The 26653-nt window shown below is 73.0% G+C and carries 16 protein-coding genes; 3 read left to right on the top strand and 13 right to left on the bottom strand.

The genetic code is table 11. The features are described 5' to 3' along the window. Positions 1-130: 130 nt before the first annotated feature. The 5 genes from nudC to ABZ441_RS28465 all read right to left on the bottom strand — a co-directional run bounded on the left by nudC (position 131) and on the right by ABZ441_RS28465 (position 10293). Positions 131-1078: an NAD(+) diphosphatase gene (gene nudC, locus ABZ441_RS28485; RefSeq protein ID WP_358979341.1), complete on the bottom strand. Its 948-nt coding sequence runs from the start codon at positions 1076-1078 to the stop codon at positions 131-133. Between the two features lie 44 nt (positions 1079-1122). Further along, the gene (locus ABZ441_RS28480; RefSeq protein ID WP_358979339.1) at positions 1123-2517 is read right to left on the bottom strand and encodes a dipeptidase; all 1395 of its coding nucleotides are present in this window, start codon (positions 2515-2517) and stop codon (positions 1123-1125) included. Between the two features lie 10 nt (positions 2518-2527). After that, complete coding sequence (locus ABZ441_RS28475; protein ID WP_358979337.1) at positions 2528-5998, bottom strand: ATP-dependent DNA helicase; 3471 nt, start codon at positions 5996-5998, stop codon at positions 2528-2530. 60 nt (positions 5999-6058) lie between these two features. Continuing rightward, positions 6059-9571 carry an ATP-dependent DNA helicase gene (locus ABZ441_RS28470; RefSeq protein WP_358979335.1) on the bottom strand — a complete coding sequence of 1171 codons (3513 nt, stop codon included), beginning with the start codon at positions 9569-9571 and terminating at the stop codon, positions 6059-6061. 311 nt (positions 9572-9882) lie between these two features. Then, a complete protein-coding gene (locus ABZ441_RS28465; protein ID WP_358979333.1) occupies positions 9883-10293 on the bottom strand; it encodes an MGMT family protein in 411 nt (136 codons plus the stop codon). A 224-nt stretch (positions 10294-10517) separates the two neighbouring features. Here ABZ441_RS28465 and ABZ441_RS28460 point away from each other — a divergent pair, with 224 nt between their 5' ends. The 3 genes from ABZ441_RS28460 to ABZ441_RS28450 all read left to right on the top strand — a co-directional run bounded on the left by ABZ441_RS28460 (position 10518) and on the right by ABZ441_RS28450 (position 16579). Then, entirely contained in the window at positions 10518-13286 is a 2769-nt protein-coding gene (locus tag ABZ441_RS28460) for a lysylphosphatidylglycerol synthase domain-containing protein (protein ID WP_358979330.1), read from the top strand. A 76-nt stretch (positions 13287-13362) separates the two neighbouring features. After that, entirely contained in the window at positions 13363-14961 is a 1599-nt protein-coding gene (locus ABZ441_RS28455; protein WP_358979327.1) for an alpha/beta hydrolase, read from the top strand. Between the two features lie 76 nt (positions 14962-15037). Beyond that, positions 15038-16579, top strand: a complete 1542-nt coding sequence (locus ABZ441_RS28450) for an alpha/beta hydrolase (protein ID WP_358979325.1) — start codon at positions 15038-15040, stop codon at positions 16577-16579. Positions 16580-16645: 66 nt separating this feature from the next. Here the strand turns inward: ABZ441_RS28450 and moeZ are convergent, their stop codons facing one another. The 8 genes from moeZ to ABZ441_RS28410 form a co-directional block, all read right to left on the bottom strand. Continuing rightward, positions 16646-17824, bottom strand: coding sequence for an adenylyltransferase/sulfurtransferase MoeZ (moeZ, locus tag ABZ441_RS28445; RefSeq protein WP_358979323.1), 1179 nt, complete (start codon positions 17822-17824; stop codon positions 16646-16648). Between the two features lie 84 nt (positions 17825-17908). Then, a complete protein-coding gene (locus ABZ441_RS28440) occupies positions 17909-18736 on the bottom strand; it encodes a spherulation-specific family 4 protein (RefSeq protein ID WP_358979321.1) in 828 nt (275 codons plus the stop codon). After that, a complete protein-coding gene (locus ABZ441_RS28435) occupies positions 18724-19689 on the bottom strand; it encodes an NAD-dependent epimerase/dehydratase (RefSeq protein ID WP_358979319.1) in 966 nt (321 codons plus the stop codon). The genes ABZ441_RS28440 and ABZ441_RS28435 overlap by 13 nt, the downstream gene beginning before the upstream one ends. A gap of 135 nt (positions 19690-19824) precedes the next feature. Next, on the bottom strand, positions 19825-21066 hold the full coding sequence (locus ABZ441_RS28430) for a hypothetical protein (protein WP_358979317.1): 1242 nt from the start codon (positions 21064-21066) through the stop codon (positions 19825-19827). Further along, entirely contained in the window at positions 21059-22831 is a 1773-nt protein-coding gene (locus tag ABZ441_RS28425) for a DUF3492 domain-containing protein (RefSeq protein ID WP_358979352.1), read from the bottom strand. The genes ABZ441_RS28430 and ABZ441_RS28425 overlap by 8 nt, the downstream gene beginning before the upstream one ends. A gap of 189 nt (positions 22832-23020) precedes the next feature. Continuing rightward, the gene (locus tag ABZ441_RS28420; RefSeq protein WP_358979315.1) at positions 23021-24661 is read right to left on the bottom strand and encodes an ABC transporter ATP-binding protein; all 1641 of its coding nucleotides are present in this window, start codon (positions 24659-24661) and stop codon (positions 23021-23023) included. Further along, positions 24658-25647 (bottom strand): ABC transporter permease, encoded by a 990-nt coding sequence (locus ABZ441_RS28415; protein WP_358979313.1) that lies wholly within the window; start codon positions 25645-25647, stop codon positions 24658-24660. The genes ABZ441_RS28420 and ABZ441_RS28415 overlap by 4 nt, the downstream gene beginning before the upstream one ends. Further along, on the bottom strand, positions 25644-26651 hold the full coding sequence (locus ABZ441_RS28410) for an ABC transporter permease (RefSeq protein ID WP_358979311.1): 1008 nt from the start codon (positions 26649-26651) through the stop codon (positions 25644-25646). The genes ABZ441_RS28415 and ABZ441_RS28410 overlap by 4 nt, the downstream gene beginning before the upstream one ends. Positions 26652-26653: the final 2 nt, after the last annotated feature.

The following is a 26653-nucleotide window of genomic DNA, read 5'->3' as shown; positions in this document are numbered from 1 at the left end:
AAGGCCATCAGTCCCTGCGTGATTCGATGGAGATCCCAAACGGATCTCTAAGGCCGGAAAGCCTTGTGGCGTTGGCCGTGCCTGAGCCCTCGCGAGACGGGGGCCCCTCGTCACACACCTGGGCGGACTCTCAGGCAGCGTTGCCCGGCCTCGGGAGCGGCTTGCCGTACCAGAGCTCGATCAGACGCGCCGCGATCGAGATGCCGAACGGGGGCAGCACCTCGCCGGATTCGAAGGCGGCCGTCAGGTCCTCGCGGGAGAACCAGCGGGCCTCCTCGATCTCCTCGCCGTCCACGGTGATCTCCGAGGTGACGGCGCGTGCCATGAAGCCGAGCATGAGGCTGGAGGGGAACGGCCAGGGCTGGCTGGCGATGTACTCGACCTCGCCGACGGTGACCCCCGCCTCCTCGTACACCTCGCGGGCCACGGACTGCTCGATCGACTCCCCCGGTTCGACGAAGCCGGCGAGGGTCGAGAAGCGCCCCTCGGGCCAGTGCACCTGGCGTCCCAGCAGGGCACGGTCCTGGTCGTCGGTGACCAGCATGATCACCGCGGGGTCGGTGCGCGGATAGTGCTCCGCCCCGCACGCCTGACAGCGGCGGATGTGCCCGGCGGCCGCGATGACGGTCCGCTCGCCGCAGCGTGAGCAGAAGCGGTGCAGGCGCTGCCAGTTCTCCAGGGCCACCGCGTGCACCATCAGACCGGCGTCGCGCGGGCCGAGCAGCAACCCTGCCTCCCGCAGACCCGCGGGCCGTGCGGACTGGTCCATGCGGCCCGGCAGGGAGTCCTTCTGGAGCGCGAAGTACCGCACGCCTTCCTCGTCGGTGCCGAGGAAGTAGCGGTGGGTCTCGGTGACGGGTGCCTCGAAGGCGGGTGTCATGACGAGCTCGGTGCCGCCGTCGGGGGTGTCGTCGATGAGCGCCTGTCCCCCGGAGACGACGAAGACTCTGGTGCTCGGGTGGCTCCAGGCCGCGGCGAGCCAGGCCTCGTCGAGCCGGTGGTGCGCGGCGCGGTCGATGCCGCTGGGCGCGGTGAGACCGATCGGGCGGTCTGCGGTGGCGTTGTCGAAGGTGCTCACAGGTGCTTCCTACTCCCCCGGGGGTGGATCGGGCGTTCAGAGATTCAGCGGAGTGCGTCGGCCAGTTCGCCCCACAGATGGGCGGCGGTCTCCACTCCCTTGAGGAGGAGGTCGAGCTCGACCTTCTCGTCGGGGCCGTGCCAGCCGTCGGACGGTACGGAGATCCCCAGGAAGAGGACGGGTGCGCCGAGCACGTCCTGCAGGTCCGCTGCGGGCCCCGAGCCTCCCTCGCGGGTGAAGAGGATCTTCGTCCCGAAGGCCCGCCCCATGGCGCGCGCCACCGCCTGGAGGGCGGGGTGGTCCAGGGGTGTCAGGCAGGGGCGCGTGGCCGGCGAGAAGGTGATCCGGTGGCGGACGCCGGCCGGGATCCGGGCCTCGGCCCAGGTGCGGACCGCTTCCTGGATCCTCTCCGGGTCCTGGCCGGCGACCAGTCGGAAGCTCAGCTTCACCATGGCGGACGAGGGGATGACGGTCTTGCTGCCGGCTCCCTGGTACCCACCGCCGATGCCGTTGACCTCGGCGGTGGGGCGGGCCCATACGCGCTCGAGGGTGGAGTAGCCGGCCTCGCCGGCGGTGGCGTGCGAGGCCGCCGTGCGCAGCCAGGTGTCCTCGTCGAAGGGCAGCTCGGCGAAGAGGGCCCGCTCGGTGTCGGTGAGCTCGGCGACCCCGTCGTAGAAGCCGGGTACCGCGACCCTGCCCTCCGTGTCGTGAAGGGCGGCGACCAGGCGTGCGATCGCGGTCGCGGGGTTGGGTACGGCGCCGCCGAACGACCCGGAGTGGATGTCCTGGCCGGGACCGGACAGCTCGATCTCGCACTCCGCGAGGCCGCGCATGCCGGTGCAGACGGTGGGGGTGTTCTCGTCCCACATGCCGGTGTCGGAGACGATCACGGCGTCGGCCGCGAGGCGGGCGGCCCGTTCCTCGGCCAGCGCGCGGAAGTGCGGCGAACCGGACTCCTCCTCGCCCTCGACGAGGAGCTTGAGGTGGACGGCGGGCGTCGTGCGGCCGGTCGCGGCGAGGTGGGAGCGGACACCGAGTGTGTGGAAGAACACCTGGCCCTTGTCGTCGGCCGCGCCGCGTCCGTACATCCTGCCGTCGCGGATCACCGGCTCGAACGGGTCGCTGCTCCAGCCGTCCTCACGGGCCGCGGGCTGCACGTCGTGGTGGCCGTAGACGAGGACGACGGGAGCGTCCGGATCCTCCGACGGCCACTCCGCGAACACCGCGGGAGCGCCGGGCGTCTCCCAGATCTCGGTGACCGGGAACCCCGTGTCGGCGAGCTTCCGCGACAGCCACTCGGCGCTGCGCCGTACGTCCTTGTCGTGCTCCGGCTGGGCGGACACCGACGGGATGCGGAGCCACTCGGCGAGGTCGTCGAGAAAGGCCGCGCGGTGCTGCTCGGTGTACGTGCGGACGGCGCTGTCCGGGGTGTCGCTCATGCTCATGAGCCTATCGGCCCTGCGGAGGTGGCTCGTCCAGCAGGAGCTTCTCCAGCTCCTCCCGGCCGGGCAGCGCGGTGGGGCGGGACGTCTCCCCGGTGCGTACGTAGAGGAAGGTCGCGGTGACCGCGTCCAGCGGCAGGCCGTGCAGTTCGGCCCAGGCCAGGCGGTATACGGCGAGCTGGAGCGGGTCAGCCGTGCCGTGCCGGCCGGTCTTCCAGTCGACGATCTCGTACGTGTCTCCCGTGCGGTAGACCGCGTCGATCCGGCCGCGGATCACCCGGCCCCCGAGGGTGATCTGGAACGGCGTCTCGACACGGTACGGAGTGCGCCGGGCGTACGCCGTGCGCTCGAACGCCTCCTTGAGCTCGGCGAGGTCGCGCTCGTCGGCGATCTCCGCGTCGCTCCCGTCGCCCCCGGGGAGTTCGTCCGGGCCCAGCATGGGCAGCGGCAGTTCCTCGAAGCGGGACTCCACCCAGGCGTGGAAGCGGGTTCCCCGGCGGGCGGCGGGCTGCGGGGGGCGCGGCATGGGGCGGGCGAGCTCCCGCGCGAAGCCTTCGGGGTCGTCGGCGAGGTGCAGGAGTTGCGTGGCGGACAGCGTGGCCGGTACGACGACGTCGCGCACGGCGGCACGGGCGCGGCGCAGCTCACCCGCGAGGGCGTCGAGGTCCCGGTCCCAGGAGGCGAGGGCGCGGGACTCCTCAGGGGTGAGGCCCGCGTCCACGGGCGTGCGCGCGGCGGGGACGTGCGGGGCGGGATGGTGCGGGGCGGCCGGGGGTGAGGGCTCACCGTCCGGGAACGGGTCGGCGTACGGCGCGTCGGCCTCGTCGTGGGGGGGCTCGTCAGGGGGCTCCTCGTCGTACGGGGGCTCCTCGTCGTACGACGTTTCGTACGGGGGCTCCTCTTCGTACGGCGAGGAGTGCGGAACCGGGTGCGCGGCGTCGTACAGGTCCGGCGCCGGCGTGGTGACCAGGGCCTCCAGGTGCGCCAGTACCGTGTCCCGGGCGGCGCGGCGGCGGGTCATGGCGGCGTCGTCGAGCGGGAGGGGCCATGCCTGGTCGGCGCCGGTCTCCTGCAGCGCCGGGTTCTCCTCGTCCTCCTCGGGCTCGTCCGCCCAGACCTCGATCTCCCCGTATCCGGCCGCGCAGTGTCCGTACAGCGCGTCCAGGAAGACGGACGGGCCGCGGGGCTTCTTCTGGGACGGGCCCCACCAGTGGCCGGAGCCGAGCAGCAGGCTGCGCGGGCGGGTGAAGGTGACGTAGCCGAGGCGGAGCTCCTCGGTGTGCTGGTGGCCCGTCATCTCCTCCTTGAACGCCTTGAGGCCCTTGGCGTCGAAGGTGTCCAGGGCGGGGAGCGTGGCCGCGTCGCCGCGCAGGGCGTGCGGGAGGACCTGGGGCTGGGAGGTCCACGAGTCCCGGGACCGGGTGCTGGGGAACTGTCCGCCGACGAGGCCGGGGACGGCGACGACGTCCCACTCCAGGCCCTTGGACTTGTGGGCGGTGAGGACCTTCACGGTGTTCTCGCCCCCGGGCAGGGCGTTGTCCAGGCCCTTCTCGTACTGCGCGGCGGTGCGCAGGAAGCCGAGGAAGGCGAGCAGGGTCGCCTTCCCGTCCACGGCGGCGAAACCGGCCGCGACGTCCAGGAAGTTGGCGAGGGTCTCCCGGCGGCGTGCGGCCAGGGCGTGCGGCGACGCGGAGAGCTCCACCTCCAGTCCGGTGGTCGCGAGGACGCGGTGCAGTACGTCCATGAGGGGGTCGGCCAGCGAACGGCGAAGGTCGCGGAGCTCGGTGGCGAGACGGGCGAAGCGGACGCGGGCCTCGGCGGAGAACGGCAGCTGGTCGTCCTCCGAGCCCCCGGACTCCAGGAAGGTGTCGAGGGCGTCCGCGAGCGAGATCACCTCCGCCGGGTCGATGCCCTCGACGGCCTCGGCCAGCCGCTGGTCCGGGTCGGCGTCGTCGTCACCGGGGACGGAACGGTGGACGAGGAGACGGGCGCGGCGTCCGAGGAGGGCGAGGTCGCGCGGTCCGATGCGCCAGCGGGGGCCGGTGAGCAGCCGGACCAGGGAGGCGTTGGCCCCGGGGTCCTGCAGGACCTCGCAGACGGCGACGAGGTCGGCGATCTCGGGGAGGTGCAACAGGCCGGACAGGCCGACGACCTCGACCGGGACGTCCCGGGCGACGAGCGCGGCCTGGATGAGGGGGAAGTCCCCCGCGGTACGGCACAGGACGGCGATCTCCCCGGGTGCCGTACCGGTCCGTACGAGGTGGGCGAGCGAGTCGCCGAGCCATTCGATCTCTTCGGCGTGGGTGCGCAGCAGGGCGCACCGGACCGTGCCGTCCCGCTCGGCTCCGGGAGCGGGGCGCAGTGCCTCGACCCCTTCGTGCATGGCGCGCAGGGGTTCGGCGAGACCGTTGGCGAGGTGGAGGAGCCGGCCTCCGCTGCGGCGGTTCTCGCTGAGGGAGTAGCGGGTGGCCGGGGTGCCGTCGGCGTGCGGGAAGTGGTGCGGGAAGTCGTCGAGGTTGGCCACGGAGGCTCCGCGCCAGCCGTAGATCGCCTGGCAGGGGTCGCCGACCGCGGTGACGGCGTGGCCCGCCGTGCCGCTCCCGCCTCCTCCGCCGAAGAGTGCGGCCAGCAGCAGCCGCTGGGCCACGGAGGTGTCCTGGTACTCGTCGAGCAGGACCACCCGGTACTCCTCGCGCAGGATGGAGCCGACCTCGGGCCGGGTGAGGGCGAGCTCGGCGGAGAGGGCGATCTGGTCGCCGAAGTCGAGGAGGTCGCGGCTGCGCTTGGCCGCCCGGTAGCGCCGGGTCAGTTCGAGGAGTTCGCGGCGGGCCCCGGCGGTCTCGGGGATCTTGCGCAGTTCCGCGTTGGTCAGCCGGGCCGTCTCCAGGGTCCGGAGGAGCCCGGTGTCGTGCTCGACGAGATCCTCGGGGCGTACGAGGTGTTCGGCGAGCTCGGCGTCCAGGGCCAGCAGGTCGCTGACGAGGGTGGGGAAGGACCTGGTCAGCGACGGGTAGGGGCCGGGTGCCTCGCGCAGGACCCGGGCGGCGAGCTGGTAGCGGGTGGCGTCGGCGAGGAGCCGGGTGGTGGGTTCGAGGCCGATCCGCAGGCCGTGGTCGGTGAGGAGCCGGCCGGCGAAGGCGTGGTAGGTGGAGATGCTGGGCTCGCCCGGGGGGTTGTCCGGGTCGATGACGTCGGGGTCGGTGACCCCGGCCGCGACGAGGGCCTTGCGGACCCGCTCGGCGAGCTCGCCGGCCGCCTTGTTCGTGAAGGTGAGGCCGAGGACCTGCTCCGGGGCGACCTGGCCGGTCCCGACCAGCCAGACCACCCGGGCGGCCATCACCGTGGTCTTCCCCGAGCCGGCTCCGGCCACGATCACCTGCGGGGCGGGCGGCGCGATGATGCAGGCCGTCTGCTCCGGGGTGAAGGGAATCCCGAGGAGCTCCTTGAGCTGCTCGGGATCGGTGAGGGGGGAGGACACTCCGGAAAGGCTAGCCGGACGCACCGACAACGCCGTCCCGCCCGGATGCGGCCAGGCCGGTCAGTCGATGATCTGACGGCCTTCGGGCTGTGCGCTGCACGACGCCTTGAAGGTGCAGTGGGTGCAGTGCTGGCCGGTCGTGGGGGTGAACCGCTCGTCCAGGACCCGGCCGGCCGCCGTGGCCAGCAGGTCGGAGACCCACTCCCCGGAGAGCGGCTCCTGCGCCTGCACCTTGGGGAGTGTGTCGCCGCCCTCCTTCTTCGGGGCGGGCTGGCGCAGCTGGACCAGTTCCGCGCCGCCGGGACCGGGCCGGCGACCGTCGAAGACCTCGTCCACGGCGCCTTCCCTGACCGCCAGCTGGTAGACGGCGAGCTGGGGGTGGGAAGCCACCTCGTCCCTGGTCGGCGCCCCCTTCCCGGTCTTGAAGTCGACCACGTAGGCCCGGCCCTCGGTGTCCTGTTCGACCCGGTCCATGGAGCCCCGGATACGGACCGCGTACTCGCCCGCTTCGAGGGTCACGTCGAAGTCGTGCTCGCTGGCGGTGGGGGTGCGGCCCCCGCGGTCCATGACGTGCCAGCGCAGGAAGCGTTCCAGGGCGGCGCGCGCCTGGCCCTTCTCCTGCTGCGACTTCCAGGGGGCGTCGAAGACCAGCCCGTCCCACACGGATTCCAGGCGTTCCATCAGGACGTCCAGGTCGGCGGCGGTGCGTCCGGAGGCCACCTCGTCGGCGAGGACGTGGACCACGTTGCCGAAGCCCTGGGCCGCCGTCGCCGGGGCGTCGGCCTTCACCTCGCGGCCCAGGAACCACTGGAGGGCGCAGGTGTTGGCGAGCTGGTCGAGAGCGCTGCCGGAGAGGGCGACGGGGCGGTCCCGGTCACGCAGCGGGACCTCGGAGCGGGTCGGTTCGTTCAGTCCCCACCAGCGGTGCGGGTGGGCCGCCGGCACGAGCGGCTGCCCCTCGTCGTCGGTGAGCGCCGCGAGCCGGGCGAGCCGGCGGGCGGCCGCGTCGCGCAGGGCGTCCGAGGCCGCGGGGTCGACCGTCGTGGCCCGGAGCTCGGCGACGAGCGCGGCGACCGCGAGCGGGCGTCGGGGGCGGCCGGTGACGTCACGTGGCTCGACCCCGAGTTCGGTCAGGAAGCGGGAGGGCTGGTCGCCGTCGTCGGCGGGAGCCTTGACGGCGGTGACGATCAGGCGTTCACGGGCCCGGGTCGCGGCCACGTAGAACAGGCGGCGTTCCTCGGCCAGGAGCGCCCCCGGGGTGAGCGGTTCCGCCAGACCGTCGCGCCCGATGCGGTCCGCCTCGAGGAGCGATCCCCGGCGGCGCAGGTCGGGCCAGAGCCCCTCCTGCACCCCGGCGACGACCACCAGGCGCCACTCCAGGCCCTTGGACCGGTGTGCGGTCATCAGCCGTACGGCGTCGGGGCGTACGGCGCGCCGGGACAGGGTGTCGGCGGCGATGTCCTGGGCGTCGACCTCCTCCAGGAAGTTGAGCGCGCCACGGCCACCGGTGCGCTCCTCGGCCCGCGCCGCGGTGTCGAAGAGGGCGCATACGGCGTCGAGGTCACGGTCGGCGTTCCGGCCGCCCGCGCCGCCGCGCAGTGCCGCCCGCTCCAGCCGGCCGGGCCAGGGGGTGCCGTTCCAGAGGATCCACAGGGCCTCCTCGGCGGTGCCGCCGCCCTCCAGGAGCTCACGGGTCCTGCGCAGGAGCGCACCGAGGCGCTGGGCTCCGCGGGCGTACGCCGGGTCGTGCGTGACCAGGCGCTCGGGCTCGGCCAGTGCCCGGGCCAGCAGATCCCCGGACGGCGGCGGTACGCGGTTCCCGGCGGCCCGCTCCTCGTCACGCAGGGCCCGGCCGAGACGGCGCAGGTCTGCTGCGTCCATGGACCCGAGGGGTGAGGTGAGGAGGGCGAGGGCGGTCTCGGTGTCCAGCAGACCGGATGCCGCGCTGCCGCTCCCGCCGGCGGCGCGGTCCTCCGTACCACCGGTCGATACGGGATCGCCGGTCAACTCAGGGGCGCCGGTCTCGGTCTCCTCCGTACCACCGGTCGATACGGGATCGCCGGTCAACTCAGGGTCGCCGGACTCCTCCCCCTCCTCCGGCTCGTCCTCCGGCCGGTGTTCCGGCTCGTCCTCCGGCGCGGCGGGACGCAGCGCCGCCGTGGCGACGGTGCGCAGGGCGGTCAGGAGCGGGGCGACCGCCGGTTCGTGACGCAGCGGGAGATCGTCGCCGTCGATCTCCAGAGGGACGCCGGCCGAGGTGAGCGCCCGGCGCACGGCCGGGATCGAACGGCCGCCGGAGCGCACGAGGACCGCCATGTCCCTCCAGGGCACGCCGTCCTCCAGGTGCGCGCGCCGGAGCAGGTCGGCGATGTTGTCCAGCTCGGTGGAGGGGGTCGGATAGGTGTACGTCTCGGCCTGCCCGCCTCCGCGCACGGCCGACAGCTCACGGTGGGCGCGGACCGTGTCCGAGGGCAGGCGGGTGAGCGGCATCCGGCGGGTGAGCAGCCGCGTGGCCTCGAGCAGCCGTGCGCCGGAGCGGCGCGAGGTCGTGAGGACCCCGACGGGGGCGGGAGCGCCGTCGGCACGGCGGAAGGTGTCGGGGAAGTCGAGGATGCCGTTCACATCGGCGCCCCGGAAGGTGTAGATCGACTGGTCGGGGTCGCCGAACGCGATGAGCGTGCGGCCGCCGCCGCTGCCCGGCGCGGCGCTTCGAGGGTTGCCCGCCAGGGCGTGCAGCAGCCGTACCTGGGCGGGGTCCGTGTCCTGGTACTCGTCGACGAGTACGGCGTCGTAGTTCCGGGCCAGTTCCGCCGCCACCTCGGGGCGCTCGGCGAGGAGGACCGCCCGGTGGACCAGTTCCGCGTAGTCGAGGACGCCCTGGGCGTCGAGGACGTCCAGGTACTCGGCGAGGAACTGGGCGGCGGCGCTCCAGTCCGGGCGGCCCGTACGGCGGGCGAACGCGGCCAGGGCGTCCGGGCCGAGGCCCAGCTCGCGGCTGCGGGCCAGCACCGCGCGCACCTCGTCCGCGAAGCCCCGGGTGGTCAGGCAGGCGCGCAGCTCGTCGGGCCAGCGGACATGGGCCAGCCCTGTCCGTTCGAGGCCGAGCTGGCCGGCCAGGAGTTCACGGACGGTGACGTCCTGCTCGGGTCCGGAGAGCAGGCGCAGCGGTTCGGCGAAGAGGTCGGCGTCCTGGTGGGCACGGACCAGGGCGTAGCAGTACGAGTGGAAGGTGGTGGCCTGCGGGCCCCGGGTGCCGCCGAGCCGGGCCGCCATCCTGTCGCGCAGTTCGACCGCCGCCTTGCGGCTGAAGGTGAGGACGAGGATGCGGGCGGGGTCGGTGCCCCGGGCCACGCGCTGCGCGACCGCCTCGACCAGCGTCGTGGTCTTGCCCGTACCGGGGCCGGCGAGGACCAGCAGCGGGCCGTCCCGGTGGTCAACCACCGCGCGCTGCGGTGCGTCCAGGAGAGGAGGGTCCACCGAGCCAGGTGGTGTGCGCACCAGCCGGTACGCGCCCGGAACCCGCCGCCGTGTCTGACGGTGCGGGCTGTTCCGGGTGGTGGAGGAGGAGCTCACGTGGGTCGCCGGTCCTGGTGGGAGTGCTCGGTCTGTGCGGTGGCGGGCCATGGGGTGACGGCCCGGGTGAGACGGCTGCTGGTCGTGGAGCCCGCCCGGTACGGGCGGTGGCGGGGTCCGGTGCGGACGGGCCCGGTCGTGACGGAGGGAACGGGGTACGGAGCATGCCGCGTGTGGACGACGCTACGCCAGCGGCGATGCGGACATCGGACGGTGGGCGGCGTACTCCGTCACACCCGGCGACCGGCGCGCCGGTACGTCCCGTTCACCGGCCCGGCGCCTGTCCTGGCGGCGCACGATGGCGGAAGCTGTCAGTTGTGAGTTTCGTCGCCCGGACCACCGGTCACGCCGTCCCATCTGGCGCGCTTCATGTCGAGGCGCGGAACGTGCCCGTCCGCGTCGCGCGGGGCAGCGCGCAGCGGTGTGCCCTCCTCGCGGTAGTGGCCGAGGGCCCGTATCTCATGGCCCGGCAGCAGGGCTCCGTCGGCGCGCACCACGCGCCACCAGGGCACGGCGGAGCCGTACAGGGCCATCACGCGGCCGACCTGCCTCGGCCCGCCGTCGCCGAGCCACTCCGCGACGTCGCCGTACGTCATGACGCGGCCCGGCGGGATCAGGTCCGCCACGTCCAGGACCCGCTCGGCGTAGACGGGCAGCTCGGCGGGCCCGGGGCTCGGGGGCGCCGCCCCGGCCGGAGAGCCGCTCGTCCGGTTTTCGCTCATCCGTCCCATCCTGCCGTACGCCACCGACAACCGGCTGTGCTCGGTGTCGTCCTGGTCACACACCGTGCACCCGCGGGCGCAGCAGCGTATGTTGCCCTTCGCGCCCGCGCAATGCACCCTGATGCCCCCCTCTGTCTGCAGGCCGTGCCACCATCGTGCGGGCGGTGCCGGTGATACGGGAACACGAAGATTCGTCAGAGGATCCAGAGGTTAAGGAGCAGGGCGTGCAGCCATCGAAGGCGGGCGCCTCTGATGCCGAGGCGCGCCCGGAGGCGTCCGACGCCCCCGGTGCGGACGCCCCTGATGCCGTGACCCCTGACGCCCCCGGCACCGAGGAGGCACACGGGTCCTCGCCGGAGCCCCTCTCGGGCTCGACCCTCGCGTCGGCCGACGCGGCCCTGAACGACCGGGTCTCGGGCGACGAACCGCTCCTTCCGGCACGGGTCCACCGCCCATCGGATCTGCTGCGGCTCCTGATCGGCGTCCTCGCGATCGCCCTGCTGTTCTCGATCGCCGCCTTCGCCCAGGGGACCACCACGGGCCTCGAGAACGACATCTCCAAGGGCACCGACCAGGCCCCCGATCTGCTGATCAAGCTGGCGGGCCTGGTGTCCAGCATCGCCGTGCTCCTCGTGCCGGTCGCCTTCGCGATCGAGCGCCTGGTGAAGCGCGACGGGCTGCGGATCGCGGACGGGGTGCTGGCGGCCGTGCTGGCCCACGGGGTGACCCTGGCCACCGATCTCTGGGTCGCCCGGTCCGCGCCGGGGACGATCAGGGAGGCGCTGACCCAGCTCCAGCCGGGGGACGCGCTCACCGATCCCGTGCACGGATACCTCGCGCCCGTCATCGCCTACATGACGGCGGTCGGGATGGCCCGCAGACCGCGCTGGCGGGTCGTGCTGTGGGTGGTGCTGCTCCTCGACGCCTTCGCGATGCTGGTCGGTGGTTACACCACACCGTTCTCGATCGTCCTCACCGTGCTGATCGGCTGGACCGTGGCCTACGGCACGCTGTACGCGGTCGGCTCGCCGAACGTCCGCCCGACCGGCCAGCACCTGATGGCAGGTCTGCGCCACGTCGGCTTCCGGCCGGTCGCCGCGATGCGCACCGAGGACGCCGCCGACAACACCGACCAGAGCGACCAGGGACGCCGCTATCTGGTCACCCTGGAGGACGGGCCACCGCTGGACGTGACGGTCGTCGACCGCGAACAGCAGGCCCAGGGCTTCTTCTACCGGGTCTGGCGCAGGCTCACCCTGCGCACCATCACCCAGCGCCGCTCCATCCAGTCGCTGCGCCAGGCCCTGGAGCAGGAGGCGCTCCTCGCGTACGCGGCGATCGCCGCCGGGGCCAACGCGCCCAAGCTGATCGCCACGTCCGAGCTCGGACCCGACGCCGTGATGCTCGTGTACGAGCACATCGGAGGTCGCTCGCTGGACGCGATGGAGGACGAGGAGATCACCGACGACCTGGTGCGCGGCGCCTGGCGCCAGGTGCAGGCGCTCCAGTCGCGGCGGATCGCGCACCGCAGGCTCACCGGCGACGCCATCCTGGTGGATCGTTCCGGCACGGTGTTCGTCACGGACCTGCGGGGCGGCGAGATCGCGGCCGGCGACCTGATCCTCCGCATGGACGTCGCCCAGCTGCTCACCACCACGGGCCTGCGGGTGGGCGCCGAACGGGCCGTCGCCGGGGCGCTCGCCGTGCTCGGGCCGGACGCCGTCGCCGACTGCCTGCCGCTGCTCCAGCCGATCGCGCTGAGCCGCCCCACCCGGGCGACGCTCCGCAGACTCGCCCGGGAGCGTTCGCAGCGCGAGCGCGAGGCGGTGCTGGAGGCCTCGCAGGCGGCCAAGGAGGCGAAGGCCGAGGAGCACGACGCGGCGGCTTCCAACGACCGCAAGGCCGCCCGCAAGTCCCTGCGCACGGAGAAGCAGGCCGAGAAGCGGGCGATCGACGATGCGATGGAAGGTGCCCGCGAGGAGGACATGCTGGCCCAGATCCGCCGCCAGGTGCTGCTGATCAGGCCGCAGGCGCCGGTCGAGCCGGTCCGCCTGGAGCGCATCAAACCGCGCACCCTCCTGAGCTTCATCGCGGGTGCGATCGCCGCCTACTACCTGATCTCCCAGATCACCAGGGCCGACTTCAGCACGGTCGTGGAGCAGGCGGAGTGGGGCTGGGTGGCGGCGGCGATGGGCTTCTCGGCCCTGAGCTACGTCGCCGCGGCCATGAGCCTCCTCGGCTTCGTGCCCGAGCGGGTGGCGTTCGGGAAGACCGTGCTGGCGCAGGTCGCCGGGTCGTTCGTGAAGATCGTGGCCCCTGCGGCGATCGGCGGCGTGGCGCTGAACACACGCTTCCTGCAACGCGCCGGGGTGCGCCCGGGGCTGGCCGTCGCGAGCGTGGGCGCGTCCCAGCTGTTCGGTCTCGGCTGCCACATCCTGCTGCTTGCCCTGTTCGGGTATCTGACCGGCACGGAGAAGACCCCGGACTCGCTCACCCCGTCGAGGACCGTCATCGCGGGCCTGCTCACGGTCGCCGTTCTCGTGCTGGTGGTGACCGCGATCCCGTTCCTGCGGAAGTTCGTCGTCACCCGGGTGCGGTCGCTGTTCGCCGGCGTGGTGCCCCGCATGCTCGACGTGGTCCAGCGTCCGCAGAAGCTGGTCACCGGCATCGGCGGCATGCTGCTGCTGACCGGGCTGTTCGTCATGTGCCTCGACGCGTCGATCCGCGCCTTCAGCGGTCCGGGCGTCCCCGAGCTCAGCTACGCCAGCATCGCGGTCGTCTTCCTCGCGGGCAACGCCCTCGGGTCCGCGGCCCCCACCCCGGGTGGCATCGGCGCGGTCGACGGTGCGCTGACCCTGGGTCTGATCGCGGTGGGCCTGCCGTCGGAGGCCGCCGTGCCGTCCGTGCTGCTCTACCGCGTGATGACGCTCTGGCTCCCCGTGCTCCCCGGCTGGATCTGCTTCAACCTACTGACCCGCAAGGGCGAGCTCTAGAACATACGCGCGGGGCGTACCACTCGCATGGACGACGCCCCGCGCGGTCCCCCGCGGCCCGCCGCACGATGGGTCCATGAGGACCTCCCCCGCTCTGCGTGCCGCCGCCCTCGCCGCCACCGCCACCGTGCTGCTCCCGCTGGCCGCGTGTTCGGACGACGGTGGCGACGGAGGTGCGGACAGGTCGACGCCGTCGTCCGCGTCGACGGCCGCCCCGACCGCGACGGCGGAGGAACTGTCCTCCCAGAAGCTCGACTGGAAGCCCTGTCCCGCCCCCAACCAGGCCCAGGGCAGCGGCACGTCCCCCTCGCCCCTGCCGGGCGGGGCGTCCTGGGAGTGCTCCTTCATGGACGCCCCCCTCGACTACGCCGATCCCGGCGGCCGGACCATCGAGCTGGCCCTGATCCGCGCCGCCGCCAGGAACAAGGACCGGCGGATCGGTTCGCTGATCTTCAACTTCGGCGGCCCGGGCGCCTCCGGGGTCGCCACACTGCCGTCCTTCGGCAGCGACTACGACACGCTCCGCACCCGCTACGACCTGGTCAGCTTCGACCCGCGCGGGGTAGGCCGCAGCGAGGGCATCGAGTGCTCGGACGACCGGACCCTGGACGCCCGCTACGAGCTGGACGGCACACCGGACGACGCCGGGGAGGAGAAGGCGTTCGTCGAGGACCAGAAGTCCTACATCGCGGACTGCGAGGAGAACTCCGGGGACGAACTGCCCTACGTCGGCACCACGAACGCGGCCCGGGACATGGATCTGCTGCGTCAGGTGCTGGGCGACGACAAGCTGCACTACTTCGGGATCTCGTACGGCACCGAGCTGGGCGGGGTGTACGCCCACCTGTACCCGAAGAACGTCGGACGGGCCGTCCTGGACGCGGTCGTCGACCCGACGGAGGACACCCTGAAGTCCTCGCTCGGACAGGCCGAGGGCTTCCAGCTCGCCCTGGACAACTTCACGGCCGACTGCGCGGAACGCGACGACTGCAAGCTCCCGGGGACCACCGCGCAGGAGGTCCAGGCCGGGATCGCCGATCTCCTCGCCCAGCTGGACGAGAAGCCGGTCCCGGGACTCGGTGAACGTGAGCTGACGCAGACCCAGGCCACCACCGGCATCGCCTCGGCCCTCTACTCCAAGGAGACCTGGCCGCTGCTCGAACAGGGCCTCGACGAGGCGGACGGCGGCAACGGGGGGCTGCTGCTGGCGCTCGCCGACTCGCTGAACGGCCGTTCCGAGGACGGGCACTACGACAACTCGAACGCCGCGAACGCCGCCGTCAACTGCGCGGACTCCAAGCAGCGCTTCACCCTGGAACAGACCAGGAAGGCCCTCCCGCGGTTCCGCGAGGCCTCCCCCGTCTTCGGCGAGTACCTGGGATGGGGACTGATGTCGTGCACCGGCTGGCCCGTCGCGGGCGCCCGGGACACCCCGGACGTCAGCGCGCCCGGTTCGGCCCCGATCCTGGTCATCGGCAACACCGGGGACCCGGCGACCCCGTACGCGGGCGCGAAGGCGATGGCCGCCGAGCTCGGCAAGGGAGTCGGGATCGAGCTCACGTACAAGGGCGAGGGCCACGGGGCGTACAACGGCGGCAGCACCTGCGTGCAGAAGGCCGTGGACGGCTACCTCCTCGAAGGGAAGGTCCCGAAGTCGGGAACGGTCTGCGGGTGACCACTCGTTGCACGGCCGGGAAACAGTGCCCGGGCCGCCCCGGCGGCAGCCTCGGGGCAGGGAGGGGAGCGCACACATGCGCGCACGTGGACGCGCCCGCGGGGGTGCGGTGCAGGCCGGAGCGGTCCTGCTGGTCACGGCAGTCCTGGCGGGGTGCGACGGCACTCCGGCTCCGCCGCAGTCGTCGAAGGACTCGTCACGGCGGACATCCCAGGAAGGGCCGGCCTCGCCCCTGGCGTCCACCGACTGGAAGCGCTGCGACGCGCCGGAGGGCGGCACCGCCCCCGGCCCGGGCTGGCGGTGCGCCACCGTCGACGTACCGCTGGACCACGCGAAGCCGGACGGGGAGAGAATCGGCATCGCGCTGATCCGGAAGCCGGCCACGAAGAAGGACGCGCGGCTCGGTTCGATGCTCTTCAACTTCGGCGGTCCCGGGGGTTCGGGGGTCGGCATCCTGCCGCGCGCAGCCGCTTCGTACGAGGAGCTCAACACCCGCTACGACCTGGTGGGCTTCGACCCGCGCGGGGTCGCGGCCAGTTCGGGGGTCCGCTGCCGCGGCGACGAGGAGCAGGAGAAGGCCCACCGGGAGGTCGACATGACCCCCGACACGACGGCTGAGGAGGCGGCGTTCATCGCGGACGGCACCGACTTCGGCGCCGGCTGTGAGCGTCTCTCCGGCGCGGTACTCCCCCACGTCGGCACGGCGAACGCCGCCCGGGACATGGAGGAGATCCGCCGGGCGCTCGGCGACCGGAAGCTGTCGTACTTCGGCATCTCGTACGGTACGGAGCTCGGCGGGACCTACGCGCACCTCTTCCCGAAGTCCGTGGGAAGGGTCGTGCTGGACGCCGTGGTCGACCCGACGGCGGACTCGGTGGGCCACGCCCGCAACCAGACGACGGGCTTCCAGCGGGCGCTGGAGAACTACCTGAAGGACCGCGGCCAGGACCCGGCGGCGGGCACCCGCCGGATAGCGGCACTGCTGGAGCGGATGGACCGGGACCCGCTGCCCACCGCCTCCGGGCGTGAGCTCAACGAATCGCTCGCCGTGACCGGCATCGTGAGTCCCCTCTACTCGAAGAGCGGCTGGCCCACTCTGACGGCCGCCCTCCACGAGGCCGAGAAGACGGGCAGGGGCGACCGCCTGCTCGCGCTGGCCGATTCGTACAACGGCCGGGACGAGAACGGGCACTACGACAACCGGAGCCATTCCCAGCGGGCGATCTCCTGCGCCGACGCCAAGGCGCGGCCGACGGTGGCCGAGGCCCGGGCGCTGCTCCCCGAATTCCGGGAACTGTCGCCGGTCTTCGGACCGTTCCTGGCCTGGGACACGGCAGGCTGGTGCGCGGGGTGGCCGGTGGAGGGCGAGCACGACACCCCGGAGGCGAGCGCCCCGGGCGCCGCTCCGATCCTCGTCGTCGGCACGACCGGCGACCCGGCGACGCCGTACGAAGGTGCGCGCCGGATGGCGGACGAGCTGGGCGAGGGGGTCGGCGTCATGCTGACCAACAAGGGTGAGGGGCACGGCTCGTACGGCGAGAGCGCCTGCGTGACCTCGCTCGTCGACGCCTACTTCCTGAAGGGCGAGGTCCCGGCCGACGGACGTACCTGCTCCTGACGTCCGGGTACGCGAAGGGGCCGGCTCCGCGGAGGAACCGGCCCCTTCGTACGTGGTGCCGCAGGTCTAGTAGACCGGCTTCTCGGGCTCGATCTGGTGGACCCAGCCGATGACCCCGCCGCCGACGTGCACCGCGTCGGCGAAGCCCGCCGACTTGAGGACCGCGAGGACCTCGGCGCTGCGGACGCCCGTCTTGCAGTTCAGGACGATGCGCCGGTCCTGGGGGAGGTCCTGGAGGGCGGAGCCCATCAGGAACTCGTTCTTCGGAACCAGCCGGGAGCCCGGGATCGAGACGATCTCGTACTCGTTCGGCTCACGGACGTCGATGATCTCGATCTTCTCGTCGCCGTCGATCCACTCCTTGAGCTGCTTGGGAGTGATCGTGGAACCGGCCGCCGCCTCCTGGGCCTCCTCGGACACGACGCCGCAGAAGGCCTCGTAGTCGATGAGCTCGGTGACGGTGGGGTTCTCGCCGCAGACCGCGCAGTCGGGGTCCTTGCGGACCTTGACCTGGCGGTACTGCATCTCCAGCGCGTCGTAGATCATCAGACGGCCGACCAGCGGGTCACCGATACCGGCGAGCAGCTTGATGGCCTCGTTGACCTGGATGGAGCCGATGGACGCGCAGAGCACACCCAGGACACCGCCCTCGGCGCAGGACGGAACCATGCCGGGGGGCGGCGGCTCCGGGTAGAGGCAGCGGTAGCAGGGACCGTGCTCGGACCAGAAGACGGACGCCTGGCCGTCGAACCGGTAGATCGAGCCCCAGACATACGGCTTGTTCAGCAGGACCGCGGCGTCGTTGACGAGATAGCGGGTGGCGAAGTTGTCCGTGCCGTCCACGATCAGGTCGTACTGGGCGAAGATGTCCATCACGTTGTCGGCTTCGAGCCGCTCCTCGTGAAGGACCACGTTCACCAGGGGGTTGATCCCCTGCACGGTCTCCTTGGCCGACAGGGCCTTGGACTTGCCGATGTCGGCCTGGCTGTGGATGACCTGGCGCTGCAGGTTCGACTCGTCGACCTCGTCGAACTCGACGATGCCGAGCGTGCCGACGCCGGCCGCGGCCATGTACATCAGGGCCGGCGAGCCGAGGCCGCCGGCGCCGACACAGAGCACCTTCGCGTTCTTCAGCCGCTTCTGACCGTCCATCCCGACATCCGGGATGATCAGGTGGCGGGAGTACCTGCGGACCTCATCGACGGTGAGCTCGGCAGCCGGCTCGACCAGGGGTGGCAGCGACACAGGAACCTCAACAATGCAGGTGGTCGGTTTCTACGTACTTCATCTACGTACGGTTGTTCTCCCGTAACACTGCCACGCCGCTCCTCATTCCGAGATACCGGGTCCGATCCGCGAGACGAATTCGTCCCAGTAGCCGGGCAGTGCCGCGAATGGGTCGGTTTGCCCGTTCGTACCGTCCCGGTCCGTGAAGAAGATCGTGCCCGCGCCCTGCCAGCGGGCGATGCGCATGGCCTCCTCCAGGTGGGTGCGCGGGACCCCGTGGACGAAGTGCGCGAAGCGTCCCGGTTCGTACGCCGCCGTCCACTCGGCCACCTGCGACCAGCGGTAGTCCGTCCAGTGCCCCCGGAAGGTGACCAGCTGGTCGGCGGCCTCGGCATAGCCCGGGTGCGGGTGGGTGCCGTGGCCCAGGACCAGCCGCCCGCCCTCCCGGTCCGCGCTGTCGCTGTCGGCCAGCAGCGCGTAGAGGGTGCTGGTCAGCCGGCGGGCCGCCGGGAGCCCGTCGCGTCCGGCCGGGCAGTGGTCCAGGTAGAAGCCGCCGACGCGGTACCAGTCGAGGTAGGACCGGGCGTCGGCCACCAGTTCGCCGAAGGGACGGCCGCCGTAGGCCAGGTCGATGTGGCCCAGCAGTCTGCCGCCGGAGGCGCGGACGGTGTCCTCGGGGGCCTCCCCGTGCAGAGCACGCTCGCGGGCGTTGCGCAGCCGGCCGGCGGCCTCCAGACAGTGCGGGTCGGGGCGGGCGCCCGGCCCGTCGTCGACGTTGAGGACGGCCCAGTGCAGCGGCGTGCCGGGCCGGTTGAGTCCGGCCCATTCGGCGGGCGCGAGCAGCGGGTGGGCGTAACCGGGCACGCCCACGCCGAGCTGTTCGGCGCCCCCGGTCCGCAGGGTGGAGGCGGTGCTGGTCAGATACGGCACGCCGCCTCCATCCAGATGTCCGCGAGGGACTCCTCCAGGTTGATGCGGGGACGCCAGCCGAGCCGGTCCCTGGCGGTGCGCACGTCGGCCTGCTGCCAGGCCCCGCAGCCGTCGGGGTAGGGGGACGGGGTCGCCACGAGGTGCTCCGCCGCCGATTCGGCGGAGACCCGGGGGGCGCCGATGGGGAGCCGTCCGGGGGGCGTGTCGAGTTCGTGGAGTGCGCCCGCGTATCCGGCGACCCTGGCGAGGACCACCGCGGCGTCACGCAGCCGTACGGCCCTGCCGGTGCCGATGTTGACGACGCCCTGCGCGGCGGAGAGCGAGGCAGCGTGGACGGCGCGCGCCACGTCGCGCACGTCGACGAAGTCGCGCTGCACCCCGAGGCCGCTGAGCTTGAGCTCGGGGTCGCCGGTCTGCATGGCCCGGCGCATGGTCTCGGCCAGCCTGCCGAGCGGGGATCCGGCCGGGGTGCCCGGCCCCACCGGCGAGAAGACCCGCAGCACGACCGCGTCCAGACCGGACCCGAGGACGAGCTCGGTCGCCGCGAGCTTGCTGACGCCGTACGGGCCTCCCGGCCGGGGCACCGCGTCCTCGGCGGTGGAGGAGCCGGGCTGCGAGGGCCCGTATTCGGAGGCGCAGCCGACCTGGACGAGCCGTGGGCTGCAGCCGCTCCGGCGCATGGCCTCGCAGACGGTGGCCACGGCGACCGTGTTGTGGCGGGTCAGGTCGCGGGCACCACCGCGGGTGGCGCCCGCGCAGTTGACGACGACACCGGGGTGGACGGCGTCCAGGAAGCGGGTGAGCGCTCCCGGGCTGCCGCCCGCGAGGTCGAAGCGGACGTCGGCGTCGTCGCCGCGACCGAGCGCCGTGAGGTGCACGGCGGGGTCGGCGAGCAGGCGGTCGGCGACGAAGCGGCCGAGGAATCCGTTGGCTCCGAGCAGCAGAACCCTCATCGCGCGCTCCCTCGGTGCCGACGGCGGGCTGCCGGTGCGGGGGATTGGGGGGTCATGTCCGGTGTCTCCTTGAGGAAGGTGTGTGCGGTACGGGAGACCCGCGGCGTCGGCTCCGCGGGGGTGGGGCAAGCCCGGCTAGGCCGAGGCGTGGGCGGATGCCCGGGTAAGGGTGACCGATGCGTGGAGCAGCAGCCCCCCGGCGGCGACGCCGCAGGCGAGGACGGCCACGCCGCCGGGGCCTGCCGCCATGACGACGGCGTCGACGGGACGGGCGAGGAGGCCCAGGCCGGGCAGCCGCCCGGCGAGGACCAGGAAGGGGGCCGCCACTTCGACGGCGCAGGCGGCGGCGAGTCCGGTGGCGGCCGGTTCCGGGAAGCCGTGTACGGCCAGCAGGCGGGCCAGGAAGAGCAGGGCGCCGAGGGCGGCCGGGCCCAGGAGGCTTCCGCCCTGCCCGGGGTGGCCGAGGTCGGCGAGGAGGAGCAGCGCGGTCAGCGCACAGAGGAAGAGCGCGACGACACCGAGGAGCAGGGGACGTACGCCGGAGCCGAAGTCGGACAGACCGTGGGACGCGGCGAGTCTGCGGCGCGCGTGGACGGCGAACAGGTGGGCGCACCAGGCCGCGGGGGCCAGGGCCGGCACGAGCCCGAGCAGCGGGGCGGGCGCGGCGGTCCAGTGACCGTCGGGACCCCCGCTGACGACCTGGGTGAGCAGGTCGTCGCCGTACACGACGTAGCCGAGGAGCCAGCAGACGTACGGCGTGACGCCCCCGGCGGGGTCGGCGACGCGCAGCGGGCCGTCGCGCAGGGCGAGCCGGAGTCCGAGGACCACGAGCAGGGTTCCGACGGCGGTCACCGCGAACCGGGCCTCTCCGCCGAGCACCTCCTCGGTGAGTCTGAGCACCCCGGCGGTCGCGAGGCAGGCGGCGCCGGGCAGCAGCGCCGCGAGCGTCCAGCCGGCCCGCACGTCCCTGCCGGTGTCCGGCTTTGTCACGGCGGCGCGGGGTGCCCGCCCGTTCACGCCGGGGGCGCGGGCGTAGAGCTCCTCCGCCAGTGAGAAGACGTCACGGTGCCGGTAGCGCGCGGCCGTCCTGTCGGTGAGCCCGTGCGCCTCCAGACCGGCGGCGATCTCCAGGGGGTCGACGGCGCGCTCGCAGAGGTCCCGGTGCCGGTGCATGAGCGCCTTCACGGGGTCCGCGGGTCCGCGCCGGACCGCCGGTCTCCGGGTCGGGTGGTAGCCGATCTCCGGTGCCCGTACGGCGGAAAGGACCGCGGCCGGGCCCTCCTCCGCGGGCGCGTCCCCGGTGCCCGGGTCCGGGGCCTCGGGCGGTCCGCCCTTCGGGGTCCCTCCGTGACCGTGACCGCTCGTGTCGTCACGCATCGCCGCCTCCGGCTCCGTGTGCGCCGGCGCACACGCCCTCCACGCCGATGGCCCAGCTCGGCACCCGATCGGGGATGCCTCCGGGTGCCGGCGCGACCGGGCCGGGGGGCAGGGCCCCCAGCACATGCGCCTCCGGGGGCGTGGCGAACGGGCGCGGCGGACCGGCCGGGTCGTGGGGGTCCTCCGCTGTCGTCCATCGGGCGGGGGCGTGCCCGACGAGGTCCAGGTAGATGCCGCGGAACGCGGCGAGGTTCTGTTCGACGGTGAAGAGTTCGAGTGCCCGGGCGCGCGCCGCCGCACCCAGGCGTGCACGGCGCTCCGGGTCGCGCAGGAGCGCGACGCAGGCGTCGGCGAGCGCCCGCGGATTGCGCGGGGGCACGACCAGACCCGTACCGCCGACGACTTCGACCACGGCGCCCACGTCCGTCGAGACGGTGGCCCGCCCGCAGAACATCGCCTCGACCAGGCTGATGGGAAAGCCCTCGACGACGCTGGAGAGCACGACGACGCCGCCCGCGGCGTAGGCCTCCGCGAGGTCGGGCACCTCGGGTCCGCCGATCTCCTCGAAGGTGACCGGGTTGTCGCCGACGGCATGCGCGTCCGCGGCCTCGTCGGGGAAGAGCTGGGCGGCGAGTGCCCTGCAGTGGGCGAGGTAGGTGTCGCCCTCGCCCGCCCGGACCGGTGCGCCGAAGATCCGCAGCCGGGCGTCCGGCTCGGCCCTGCGCACCTCGGTGAACGCGTGGAGCAGGGCGATCAGGTCCTTGGCGGGTTCGATCCGCCCGATCCACACCAGCGTGCCGGGGCCGCCCTCGTCGGCCCCCTCCCCCACGGCTCCGAACCGCTCCGCGTCCATGCCCGGGTAGACCGTGCGCAGCTTGCTCCGGTCGGCGCCGAACCGCTCCTGCCAGCGGCGGACATGGGTGTTGCCGGGCGTGATGAGCGCGGCCTGCCGGTACACCTCGGAGGCGAGCAGTCCGTGGAGGTTCGCGAGCAGGGCGCGCACCGGCGCACTCAGCGGGGCCTCGGGCGCCGCGAGGTAGTGGGCCCGCAGCGGCACTCCGTGCTCCGTCACCAGCAGCGGCACACCGAAGAAGCGTTTGGCCAGCAGTCCCGGCAGGGCGGCCGCTCCGCCCGACGCCGCGTGGCAGAGGTCGACCGCGCCGAGGCCGTCCCCGTCGTACCAGTCGAGGGAGAGGGGACGCAGGACGCGGTCCAGTTCGGCCACGAAGCCGAGGTAGTCGGGGACGGTGGCGCTGTGGACGGTCCGGCCCGTGCCGGGAGCCCGGCAGGCTCCCTCCACGATGCGTACGGTCGTCTCGCCGAGCAGCGCGCGGTGCAGCCCACCGCGGTCCCGCGCCAGTTCGGCGAGGCCGTAGAGTCCGTCCGCGAAGCGGCCGGCCGCCGCACCGTCGGCCTCCGCACCCTCGCAGACCGCGCCGACGAGCGCCTTCACATGGGTGGTGAAACGCAGCCGGTCCCGCCGTCCGTACGCTCGCCCGAGGCCCGTGGCGATCCTGCCCGCCAGGCCTCTGGGCCGGCCGGCGTGACGGGCGTCCACCGGGTGCGTCCACATCGGCGCCGTCCGCACCCGTCCGACCCGGTCGGGGAGCCTGACCCAGCCCCGTTGTTCCTGGTCGGCGGAGCGGCTGAGTGCGAAGACGTCGAACTCGTGCTGGGGGAGCCCGCGCACCAGACGGTCGCACCAGAGTCTGGACTCACCGGTCGCATACGGATAGCCACCGTCCGTGAGGAGTCCGATCCGCACGAGCACACCCCCGATCTCCCTTGTGGACGGCCGCCGTTGATCGGCGGCTCGCAGCGGGACGACCGTATGCGGACACACGGGTGGTGCGACGGACTGTTGTCCGTCGCACCACCGAAAGGGGTGAACCGGCGTAACTTTCCCGGCCCGGTCGCGTTCTGTTGCGACCCACGGCTCTTCGGTTACGCGGAGTCAGGCTGCGGCCAGCTCCGAGCGGGTCGCACGGCGCGCGGCGGCGTGCGCGGGATCGAGCGTGGGGACCGCGGCGAGGAGCTGTCTCGTGTACGGGTCCTGCGGCGATCCGTAGACCTCGTCCACGGCGCCCTGCTCGACGATCCGGCCCTGCCGCATCACGGCCACCCGGTCGCTGACCTGCCTGACCACGGCCAGATCGTGGGCGATGAAGACGAGTCCGATGCCGAGCTCGCGCTGGAGCTCCGCGAGGAGTGCGATCACCTGGGCCTGGGTCGTCACGTCGAGCGCGGAGACCGGCTCGTCGCACACGATCAGCTTCGGCTCGGCGGCGAGCACCCGCGCGATGCCGATCCGCTGACGCTGCCCACCGCTGAACTCGTGCGGATAGCGCTCGTACCGGTCGGCGTCGAGGCCGACCCTCTCCAGGAGTTCGCGTACGCGGTCCCGGATCCGGGTCTCGTCGGTCTCTCCGGCGGCACGGAGCGGGTCGGCCACGGACTCGCCGATCGAGCGCCGCGGGTTGAGCGAGGCGACGGGGTCCTGGAAGACCATCTGCAGCTCGCGGCGGAAGGGACGGAGGCCCTTCTCCGGCAGCGATCCGATCTCCCTGCCCCCGTACCGCAGGCGGCCCGCCGTGGGATCCTCCAGCCGTACGAGCATGCGCCCGAGCGTCGTCTTGCCGCTGCCGCTCTCCCCCACGATCCCGAGCGTCTCGCCGGCCCGGACGGTGAGCGAGACCCCGTCCACGGCCGTGACCCGTTTCGCGCCCCGGCCGAACTCCCTCCGGAGCCCGACGGCTTCGAGGAGCGGTTCGGCGTCGGGCGAAGCGGTCCTCGGCCCGGGGACACCGGCCCGTTTCTCGTCGAGCCGGGGTACCGAGGCCAGGAGCTCGCGGGTGTACGGCTGCCGGGGCGCGCCCAGCACCTCGGAGACAGCTCCGCGCTCCACCGCACGGCCGTGCTGCATCACCAGGATGTCGTCGACGCTCTCCGCGGCGACACCCACGTCGTGGGTGACCAGCAGCAGTCCCATGCCCGTCTCCCGGCGAAGGTCGTGCAGCAGGTCCAGGATCTGCGCCTGCACGGTGACGTCGAGGGCGGTGGTCGGCTCGTCCGCCACGATCAGCCGGGGCTCGCAGGCGAGGGCCATCGCGATGAGAGCACGCTGGCGCATCCCGCCGGAGAACTCGTGCGGCCTGGACCGGGCGCGGCGGCCCGCGTCCGGGATTCCGACCCGGTCCAGGACCTCGACGGCCCGGGCCCGTGCCGCCCGGCGGGAGACGCGGTTGTGCACCCGGTACACCTCGGCGATCTGGTCGCCGACCGTGTAGTACGGGTCGAGCGAGGACAGCGGGTCCTGGAAGACCATCGCCGCCTTCGCGCCCCGCAACGCGCGCAGTTCGGCCTCGTCCGCGGTGCCCACGTCCGTACCGGCGACCCGGACGGTCCCGGTGACCCGGGCCCCGGTGCCCCGGTGCAGCCCGAGAAGTGCGGAGGCGGACGCGCTCTTGCCCGATCCGGATTCGCCGACGACACCGAGGGCGGCGCCCGCCTCCAACGTGAAGGAGAGCCCGTCCACGGCGCGGACGGCACCGAAGTCGATGGTGAGGTCCTCGACCTGCACCAGCGGAGTTGTCATGACAGGACCACCCGTCGGTCGGCCAGCGCGTACAGCATGTCCGCGACGGCGTTGGCGAGCACCACGAAGAAGCCGGTCACCAGCACCATGCCGACGACCACCGGCAGGTCGACGACCTTGACGGCGTGGACGAGTTCACGTCCGAGTCCCGGAATCCCGAAGAGGGACTCGGTCAGGACCGCGCCGCCGAACATGCTCCCGAAGTCGAGCGCGCTGAGCGCGATCACGGGTGCGACCGCGCCGCGCAGCGCGTGCCGCCCGACGACGGCGCGCTCGCTGACGCCGTACGCGCGAAAGGTGCGTACGTGGTCCTCGGCGAGTGTCTCCAGCATGGAGCTCCTGGTCAGGCGGGCGTACTTGGCGGACTCGATGAGCGCCAGGGACACCCAGGGCAGCAGCAGCCCCCAGGCCCACTGTTCGGGGTCCTCCGTGAACGGCACGTACGTCGGCGACGGCAGCCACTGCAGCGTGGAGCAGAAGACGATGATGAGCAGCAGTCCGATGACGAAGACCGGGGTGGCCGTACCGGCCAGGGTCAGCCAGGTCAGGACCCGCTCGGTGATCCGGCCCCGCCGCCGGACGGACAGCACTCCGGTGCCGACGCCGAGCAGGATCCAGCAGAGGAACGCCCCGATGACGAGCGAACCGGTCACCGGCAGCTTGGTCAGGATCAGCTGCATGACCTGCTGGTCGCTCTGGTACGAGACACCGAGGCAGGGCGCGGAGCAGTGTTCCACGCCCGTGCCGGTGGAGAAGTCCCGTCCCGCGACGATGCCCTGGAGGAAGTGCCAGTACTGCGTGTACACGGGGTCGTCGAGCCGGAGCTGCTCGGTCACCTGGGCGACCTGGGCGGGCGAGCAGCGCGGTCCGCAGGCGATCTGGGCGACGTCGCCGGGGGCCACGTAGAAGACCGCGTACAGGATGACCGTCAGGGAGAGGAGCACGAAGACGGCCCCTGCGAGCCGTCGCAGCAGGAACCCGGTCACGACGTCTGCTCCTTCGTACGTTCCTTGCAATCCCCGCGTCCGGTGCCGATCCGCAGCCGGGACGCGGCCCTGGGATCGAGTGCCGTGCGCACGCCCTCGCCGAGGACGGTCAGGGCGAGCACGGTGACGAAGAGCAGCCCGGCCGGCAGCAGGAGATAGGTGGGAGCCGACTGGTACCAGGTGTCGGCCTCGGTGAGCATCTGTCCCCAGGACGGTGTGGGCGGTTTGATGCCCACGCCGAGGAAGGACAGGGCCGCCTCGACGGTGACGTTGACGGGGAAGAGCAGCGCGGCGTACGTGATGACCGGCGCGGCGAGCGAGGGCAGCAGTTCGCGCCGGGCGATGCTCCAGCGCCCACGTCCGCTGAGCCGGGCCGCGGAGACGAAGTCGAGTGACTTCAGGGCGAGCGCCTGGGCCCGCACGATCTTCGACGTCCCGGCCCAGTTGATGCCGCCGATGACCAGGGCGATCAGGACGGGCCGTGGGAACGAGGGCGGTACGACGGCGAGCAGCCCCAGGGCGATGACCATGAGCGGCAGGGCGACGTTGATGTCGGTGATCCGGCTGAGGACCTGGTCGACCCAGCGGTTGCCGAGGGCCGCGGCGAGTCCCACCACCACTCCGATGGTGACCTGGAGGAGGGTGGCCGCGACCGCCACGCCCAGCGAGACCCGGGCCCCGTGGACGACACGGGCGAACAGGTCGCGGCCGGTCTGCGGTTCGACGCCGAACCAGTGGTCCGCGCTGACGCCCCCGAAGGGGCCGATGGGGACCCCGCCGGCCGCAGAGTCGACGAGGTCGGGGTGGTAGGTGTTGGGGTCCTGGCCCGCCAGCGCGCTGAGCAGCGGCGCGGCGAGCGCGGCCAGGAAGAGCAGGAGGACCACGGCCGCCGCGGCGGCGGCCGCGCGCTGTGCGCGCAGCCGCCGCCAGAACTGCCGGGCCCCCGAGGCGGGGGCGGCGAGGGGTGCCGCTCCCGCTTCTTGGACCAGAAGTGCTTCCGACATGG

The sequence above is a fragment of the Streptomyces sp. NPDC005752 genome (assembly GCF_040630715.1).
In the GTDB taxonomy this organism is placed as follows: Bacteria; Actinomycetota; Actinomycetes; order Streptomycetales; family Streptomycetaceae; genus Streptomyces.
Note: the sequence above shows the minus strand (reverse complement) of the source record. Positions and strands in the feature narration are given on the sequence as shown.

Coding starts and splice junctions, on each gene's coding strand:
- ABZ441_RS28465 (WP_358979333.1), bottom strand. CDS start 10,293: ATGAGCGAAAACCGGACGAGCGGCTCTCCGGCCGGGGCGGCGCCCCCG.
- ABZ441_RS28420 (WP_358979315.1), bottom strand. CDS start 24,661: ATGACAACTCCGCTGGTGCAGGTCGAGGACCTCACCATCGACTTCGGT.
- ABZ441_RS28435 (WP_358979319.1), bottom strand. CDS start 19,689: ATGAGGGTTCTGCTGCTCGGAGCCAACGGATTCCTCGGCCGCTTCGTC.
- ABZ441_RS28450 (WP_358979325.1), top strand. CDS start 15,038: ATGCGCGCACGTGGACGCGCCCGCGGGGGTGCGGTGCAGGCCGGAGCG.
- ABZ441_RS28480 (WP_358979339.1), bottom strand. CDS start 2,517: ATGAGCGACACCCCGGACAGCGCCGTCCGCACGTACACCGAGCAGCAC.
- ABZ441_RS28430 (WP_358979317.1), bottom strand. CDS start 21,066: ATGCGTGACGACACGAGCGGTCACGGTCACGGAGGGACCCCGAAGGGC.
- ABZ441_RS28410 (WP_358979311.1), bottom strand. CDS start 26,651: ATGTCGGAAGCACTTCTGGTCCAAGAAGCGGGAGCGGCACCCCTCGCC.
- ABZ441_RS28455 (WP_358979327.1), top strand. CDS start 13,363: ATGAGGACCTCCCCCGCTCTGCGTGCCGCCGCCCTCGCCGCCACCGCC.